This window comes from Novosphingobium sp. FG90 (genome assembly GCF_057808725.1).
Map to the genome: position 1 here is coordinate 179,556 of NZ_JBMDIO010000009.1, position 6,022 is coordinate 185,577.

The 6,022-nt window shown below is 64.5% G+C and carries 10 protein-coding genes; 2 read left to right on the forward strand and 8 right to left on the reverse strand.

The window, feature by feature from the left end:
- Positions 1-8: 8 nt before the first annotated feature.
- Positions 9-692 carry a pentapeptide repeat-containing protein gene (locus ACODRZ_RS11130; protein ID WP_488970534.1) on the forward strand — a complete coding sequence of 228 codons (684 nt, stop codon included), beginning with the start codon at positions 9-11 and terminating at the stop codon, positions 690-692.
- An 11-nt stretch (positions 693-703) separates the two neighbouring features.
- Here the strand turns inward: ACODRZ_RS11130 and ACODRZ_RS11135 are convergent, their stop codons facing one another.
- The 8 genes from ACODRZ_RS11135 to rpiB form a co-directional block, all read right to left on the reverse strand.
- Complete coding sequence (locus ACODRZ_RS11135; RefSeq protein WP_488970535.1) at positions 704-895, reverse strand: hypothetical protein; 192 nt, start codon at positions 893-895, stop codon at positions 704-706.
- Positions 896-1,047: 152 nt separating this feature from the next.
- Entirely contained in the window at positions 1,048-1,662 is a 615-nt protein-coding gene (gene rpsD / locus ACODRZ_RS11140; protein WP_271183266.1) for a 30S ribosomal protein S4, read from the reverse strand.
- Positions 1,663-1,875: 213 nt separating this feature from the next.
- On the reverse strand, positions 1,876-2,133 hold the full coding sequence (locus ACODRZ_RS11145; RefSeq protein WP_488970536.1) for a hypothetical protein: 258 nt from the start codon (positions 2,131-2,133) through the stop codon (positions 1,876-1,878).
- 75 nt (positions 2,134-2,208) lie between these two features.
- Complete coding sequence (locus ACODRZ_RS11150; protein ID WP_488970537.1) at positions 2,209-2,955, reverse strand: RNA methyltransferase; 747 nt, start codon at positions 2,953-2,955, stop codon at positions 2,209-2,211.
- Positions 2,939-3,415, reverse strand: coding sequence for a transcriptional regulator NrdR (gene nrdR, locus ACODRZ_RS11155; protein WP_488970538.1), 477 nt, complete (start codon positions 3,413-3,415; stop codon positions 2,939-2,941). Before nrdR ends, ACODRZ_RS11150 begins: the two co-directional genes overlap by 17 nt.
- 14 nt (positions 3,416-3,429) lie before the next feature.
- Positions 3,430-3,657 (reverse strand): hypothetical protein, encoded by a 228-nt coding sequence (locus ACODRZ_RS11160; protein ID WP_285019846.1) that lies wholly within the window; start codon positions 3,655-3,657, stop codon positions 3,430-3,432.
- 4 nt (positions 3,658-3,661) lie between these two features.
- Entirely contained in the window at positions 3,662-4,975 is a 1,314-nt protein-coding gene (gene glyA / locus ACODRZ_RS11165; RefSeq protein WP_488970539.1) for a serine hydroxymethyltransferase, read from the reverse strand.
- A gap of 14 nt (positions 4,976-4,989) precedes the next feature.
- Positions 4,990-5,427: a ribose 5-phosphate isomerase B gene (gene rpiB / locus ACODRZ_RS11170; protein ID WP_008831229.1), complete on the reverse strand. Its 438-nt coding sequence runs from the start codon at positions 5,425-5,427 to the stop codon at positions 4,990-4,992.
- Between the two features lie 246 nt (positions 5,428-5,673).
- On the opposite strand from rpiB, the gene ACODRZ_RS11175 reads away from it, so the two are divergent.
- A complete protein-coding gene (locus ACODRZ_RS11175; RefSeq protein ID WP_488970540.1) occupies positions 5,674-5,916 on the forward strand; it encodes a hypothetical protein in 243 nt (80 codons plus the stop codon).
- Positions 5,917-6,022 lie beyond the last annotated feature (106 nt).

Here is a 6,022-nt window from a genome sequence, read left to right on the forward strand (position 1 = left end):
GCGACAACATGGATGAGATTACGGATGGCGTCGTTCGCGATCGGACCCTGGCAGCGGCGGATCTGGAAAGCCTTCCGGCATCTGTGCGCCATCTTGTCGGCTGCGACCTCGACGATGCGGAACTTGCCGGGTTCGACTTGTGGGGCTGGACTTTCGAGTCGTGCAGCCTGCGTCGGGTCGATTTCAGCAAAGCCAAGCTCGATGGAACCACCTGGAAGTCCTGCAGGGCGGCCTTCGCCAACTTCACCGGCAGCGATCTCGATGGCGCACGTTTTCACGCAAGCGACTTCAACAACGCCTCGTTCAGGCGTGCCTCACTGGCGTCGGCAAGGATCATGCGGTGCAAGCTGACCGGCGCAGACATGACGGATGCCGCGACGCTCGACACGGTGTTCGAGGAGACATTGCTGGTCAACGCGCGCCTTGCGGGGCATTCGTTCCGGGGTGCGACGCTGCAGCAGGTCGACTTTTCCCAGGCCGATCTCACACGGTGTGATTTTCGGCAGGTGGCGATGCATGATTGCAGCCTGCGGGACGCTGAACTGACAGGCGCGCGCTTCGATGGCGCAGACCTTCGCGGGGCCGACCTTGGCGGCCTGCGGCTTGTGGATGCAACGCTGTTTCGTGGTGCGATAATCTCGCGCACCCAGGCCGGGCAACTCTTGAGCGAACTTGGGATCAGCGTTCGCTGAACGAACCGGCGTTAGGCGGGGGCGTCGGCTGCGGCGTCCTCGCCGTGCATGACTTCCAGCATCGTTTCGACATAGGCGACGAAGCGTCCGGTCATCTCATCCAGAAATCCGGCACCGATCTCGCAGGCATGGCGCTGCGCGGTCCTGAGATCATTGTACCATTTGCCGGTGCGGTGCGGGGTTATGAAACGGTAGCGAGTCATGATGCTAGGCTAATGCCCGATCTCGGCGGCAGTTCCCTTACAAGTGCTGCAAATCGTGTAATTTTTCGTGTCGTTTGAACAGTTCGAAACACATAAGAAAAAGGCGGCCCCGAAGGACCGCCTTTTCTTGTTTCCGTTGCCGGAGAACCGGATCAGCGCGAGTAGAACTCGACGACCAGATTCGGTTCCATCTTCACCGGGTAGGGCACTTCGTCGAGCGTCGGAACGCGGACGAAGGTCACCTTGTCGGTGCCGTCCTGAGCGACGTAGTCGGGCACTTCGCGCTCGGGCAGGTTCTGCGCTTCGAGCACGAGAGCCATTTCCTTGGCCTTGTTGCCCAGGGTGATGATGTCACCGACCTTCACGCGGCGCGAGGCGATGTTGCACTTCACGCCGTTGACGCGGATGTGGCCGTGCGAAACGATCTGGCGGGCCGAGAAGATCGTCGGCGCGAACTTGGCGCGGTACACGATCATGTCCAGGCGCTGTTCCAGCAGACCGATCAGGTTCTGGCTGGTGTCGCCCTTCATGGCCGACGCTTCCTGGTAGGTGCGCTTGAACTGCTTCTCGGTCACGTCGCCGTAGTAGCCCTTGAGCTTCTGCTTGGCGCGCAGCTGCAGACCGTAGTCCGAAACCTTGCTCTTGCGGCGCTGGCCGTGCTGGCCCGGGCCGTAGCTGCGGCGGTTGACCGAGCTCTTGGGACGGCCCCAGATGTTCTCGCCCATGCGGCGGTCGAGTTTGTACTTCGAGCTTTGACGCTTCGACATATGTCGTCCTTCAATCTGCTTGCCGTGCAGCCGATGTGGTGCACGATCCATGTTTCTCCCGGAGCGCACCATCCGACCTATCATGCCGGATGCGGCCGCCGCTTCACCGGGAGTGCGGGGCCGAATGGACGAACCTGCAAAAAGCAGGTGCCACGTGAAGGGGTGGCCCATACTGACTGGGCCACGAAAGTCAAGCTACCTGTCGTCGTTGCCTTACTGGCCGAGGCCGCCGGGGCTGCCCATGGTATTGGCACGGCCGACCATCTGCCCGGCCTGACCGGCTCCGGCAGCGTCGATCGCCTGCCATTCGGCAACTGTGTGACAGACCCGCTTGCGCATGATGGTGCCGGTCGGCGCCTCGAAGCGGCAGACCTTCTTGTCGGGAGAAACGACTTCGACGGCCTTGTCCTTGGCGAGGGCAGGCGAGAACGTGGCGATCGCCATCGCGGCGACGGCTATGATGCGGATCATTATGGATGGGTCCCCAAAACTGTAGTCACCCATATTCTAAGCAACAGCAATAATTCAGCAAATGGAAAACCTGCCTCAGGCTTCGGGAGTCTTCGGCCGCCGGTTACCGCCGAGCGCACTCAGCACCCCGCGCATCGTGCGCACTTCGAGGCTGTTCCAGCCTGGCTTGGTCAGCATGTTGCGCAGCGTGCGGCGGGTCGCGGCGGCGCGGCTCTCGGGGTAGAAGTACTTGGTCGGCTCCAGCACTTTCTCGAACTGCTGGATCATGCCTTCCAACTCGTCCTGCGGGGCAGGGGGGAGCAGGTCCTCGACCGTCGGCTGCGCGAGGGCCGCACCCTTCGACCATTCGTAGGCGCACAGGATTACCGCCTGCGCCAGGTTGAGCGAGGCGAATTCGGGGTTGATCGGCACCGTCAGGATCGCGCGGGCCAACGCCACGTCGTCGGTCTCCAGCCCCGAACGCTCCGGCCCGAATACGTAGGCCGAGCGCCCCGTCGCCGCGTAGACCTCTTGCGCGGCTTCCTCGGGCGTGACGACGGGCTTGGTGACGCCGCGCTTGCGCACGGTGGTGGCGTAGACGTTCGCGCAGTCGTGAACCGCTTCGGCGAGCGTCTCGAAGACCTCGGCCTTTTCCAGCACCTCGTCCGCGCCGGCCGCCGCCGGGCCTGCCGAGGGGTTGGGCCAGCCGTCGCGCGGGGAGACGAGGCGCATTTCGGTCAGCCCGAAGTTGAGCATCGCGCGCGCGGCCTTGCCGATGTTCTCGCCCAACTGCGGGCGGACCAGTACGATGACGGGCTGCTTCATTTCAATTGACGCCGACATCGCGCACGGTCCCTGCAAATTCCTCGAAATCCTTCGCCTCGTTGAAGGCGCGGTAGACGCTGGCGAAGCGGATATAAGCCACTGAGTCGAGCTGACGCAGCCCTTCCATCACCAGTTCGCCGATGACGCGCGATGGCACCTCGTTCTCGCCGATCGTCTCGACCTGGCGCTGCACGCCTGAAACCAGCCGCTCGATCTTCTCGCGGTCGATGCCGCGCTTGCGACAGGCGAGGGTGACCGACTGCTCGATCTTGGCGCGGTCGAACGGCTCGCGGCGTTCGTGACCCTCGCCGTCGTTGCTCTTGACCACCACGATCTCGCGCAGCTGCACACGCTCGAACGTCGTGAAGCGTGCGCCGCAGCTGGAACACTGGCGGCGGCGACGGATCGCGGTGGCATCCTCGGTCGGGCGGCTGTCCTTGACCTGGGAATCGTCGTGGGCGCAGAAAGGACAGCGCATTCAGCAGGTTACTTTCATTCAGGGCGAACGCGCTTGTAGAACTTGTACCCCGCGCCCGCCGCCAGCCCGAGGCCGATGGAGACGAAGGGCAGGAACGCGCCCGCAACCGCGCCCGCAGCACCCCAGATCAGAACCGGCTTGGTCGAGGGATGGGCCATGCCATCCTTGAGCATTCCGGCGAGTTCCTCACGGGCATCGTTGACGAAATGGCCGGAGTTCTGGGGGCGCTGCGGGTCGGTCATAGACTTAGTCCTCGTAGATGGGGAAACGATCACACAGCGCTTCAACGCGCGTGCGAACGTTCTGCTCCACCTGAGCGTCACCTGCTTCGCCGCACTTGGCAAGACCGTCGAGAACGTCGGCGACCATGTTGCCGATCTCGCGGAACTCTTCCGGGCCGAAACCGCGGGTGGTGCCGGCGGGCGAACCCACGCGGATGCCGCTGGTCTTCATCGGCGGCAGCGGGTCGAACGGGATGCCGTTCTTGTTGCAGGTGATGCCCGCACGCTCCAGCGCCTCGTCGGCGTCCTTGCCGGTAACGCCCAGCGGCGAGAGGTCGATCAGCGCGAGGTGCGTGTCGGTGCCACCCGAGACGATCGCGGCGCCGCGCTCCTTGAGGGTGGCTGCCAGAACCTGCGCGTTCTCGATCACGCGCGCGGCGTAGTCCTTGAACTCGGGACGCAGCGCTTCACCGAAGGCGACCGCCTTGGCGGCCACGACGTGCATCAGCGGGCCGCCCTGCAGGCCGGGGAATACCGCCGAGTTGATCTTCTTGGCCAGCGCTTCGTCGTTGGTGAGGATCATGCCGCCACGGGGGCCGCGCAGCGTCTTGTGCGTGGTGGTGGTGGCGATGTGCGCGTGCGGGAACGGCGAGGGGTGCAGACCGGCCGCGACGAGGCCGGCGAAGTGCGCCATGTCGACCTGGAACAGCGCGCCGACGGCGTCGGCGATCTCGCGCATGCGCTTGAAGTCGATCACGCGCGGATAGGCCGAGCCGCCCGCGATGATGAGCTTGGGCTGATGCTCCTTGGCCAGAGCCTCGACCTCATCGTAGTCGATGAGGTGGGTGTCCTTGGTCACGCCGTACTGCACGGCCTTGAACCACTTGCCCGAAAGCGCCGCGCGGGCGCCGTGGGTGAGGTGGCCACCGGCGTCGAGGCTCATGCCCATGATGGTGTCGCCGGGCTTGACGGTGGCGAGAAGCACCGCGCCGTTGGCCTGCGCGCCCGAGTGGGGCTGGACGTTCGCGAAGCCGCAGTCGAACAGCTGCTTGGCGCGCTCGATGGCGAGGGTTTCGACTTCGTCCGAAGGCTCGCAGCCCTGGTAATAGCGCTTGCCGGGGTAGCCCTCGGCGTACTTGTTGGTCAGCACCGAGCCCTGCGCTTCGAGCACGGCCTTGGAGACGATGTTCTCGGACGCGATCAGTTCGATCTGCTTGCGCTCACGCTTCAGCTCGTGGCCGATGGCGGCAGCGACGGCGGGGTCGCTCTGGGCAATCGCGTCGGTGAAGAAGCCGGGCGAACGGATGGCGGTTGCGCCAGTCACAGTTTCTGGGGTCATGATTCTTGGCTCCTTCAGAAGGACGGATTGGAGAGCTTCTCGACGCGGCCTGCATGGCGGCCGCCGCCGAACTCGGTGGAGAGGAAGGCGTCGAGGCAGGCCTTGGCCATGTCCTCGCCGGTCAGGCGCGCGCCCATGGCGATGACGTTGGCGTCGTTGTGCTCGCGGGCGAGGGCGGCCGACAGCGGCTCGCCCACCAGCGCGCAGCGGCAGGCGGGATCGCGGTTGACGGCGATCGAGATGCCGATGCCCGAGCCGCACAGGGCGACGCCGAACTGCACGGTCCCGTCAGCGACGACCGAGGCCAGCTTGTAGCCGTAATCGGGGTAATCGACGCGGTCGGCGGTTTCGGGGCCGAGGTCGGCGACTTCGTGGCCGGCTTCGATGAGGTATTCGCGCAAGGTCGCCTTGAGGTCGACGGCGGCGTGGTCGGATGCGATCGCGATACGCATGGGAGAGGTGCTTCCTGCCTGCGAGGGATTCGTTTGCGGCTCCCTTAGTCGCGGCTTTGCAATATTGCGAGTCTTGTGGGCACCGCGTTCGGCTCGCCAACGGAGCCATGCGGGCAATTGTGCAGCGCATTTGGATGTTTCGGCCGCATGATGCTTGCAAGCGCAGGTTCAGGGGCGCAAGTTCCGGCTCCCGATAGGTTGGCCCGAAAAGGCCGGATCGATAAGGCCAAAAGGAAGGGGATTGCCATGAAGCTGACCGTCATGCGCGCATTGAGCCTCGCAGGGGTACTGGCTCTCGCAGGGTGCCTGGAAACGATGCCCGGGCCGGATCGGCCGCATCGTCCTCGCCCGGAAAAGCCTGCGATCTGCACCCGCGAGTATGCGCCGGTCTGTGCGGAGAAGCGGCGCCATCGCCAGACTTTCAGCAATGCCTGCATGGCCAAAGCCGAAGGCTACCGCGTGATCGCCTCTGGTGAGTGTCGGCGGTAAGCTATCGGCCGCAGGGGACAAACCCTCATCGTCATTGCGAGCGCAGCGAAGCAATCCAGGGCGGTTTGCGTTGCCTTGGATTGCTTCGCTGCGCTCGCAATGACGA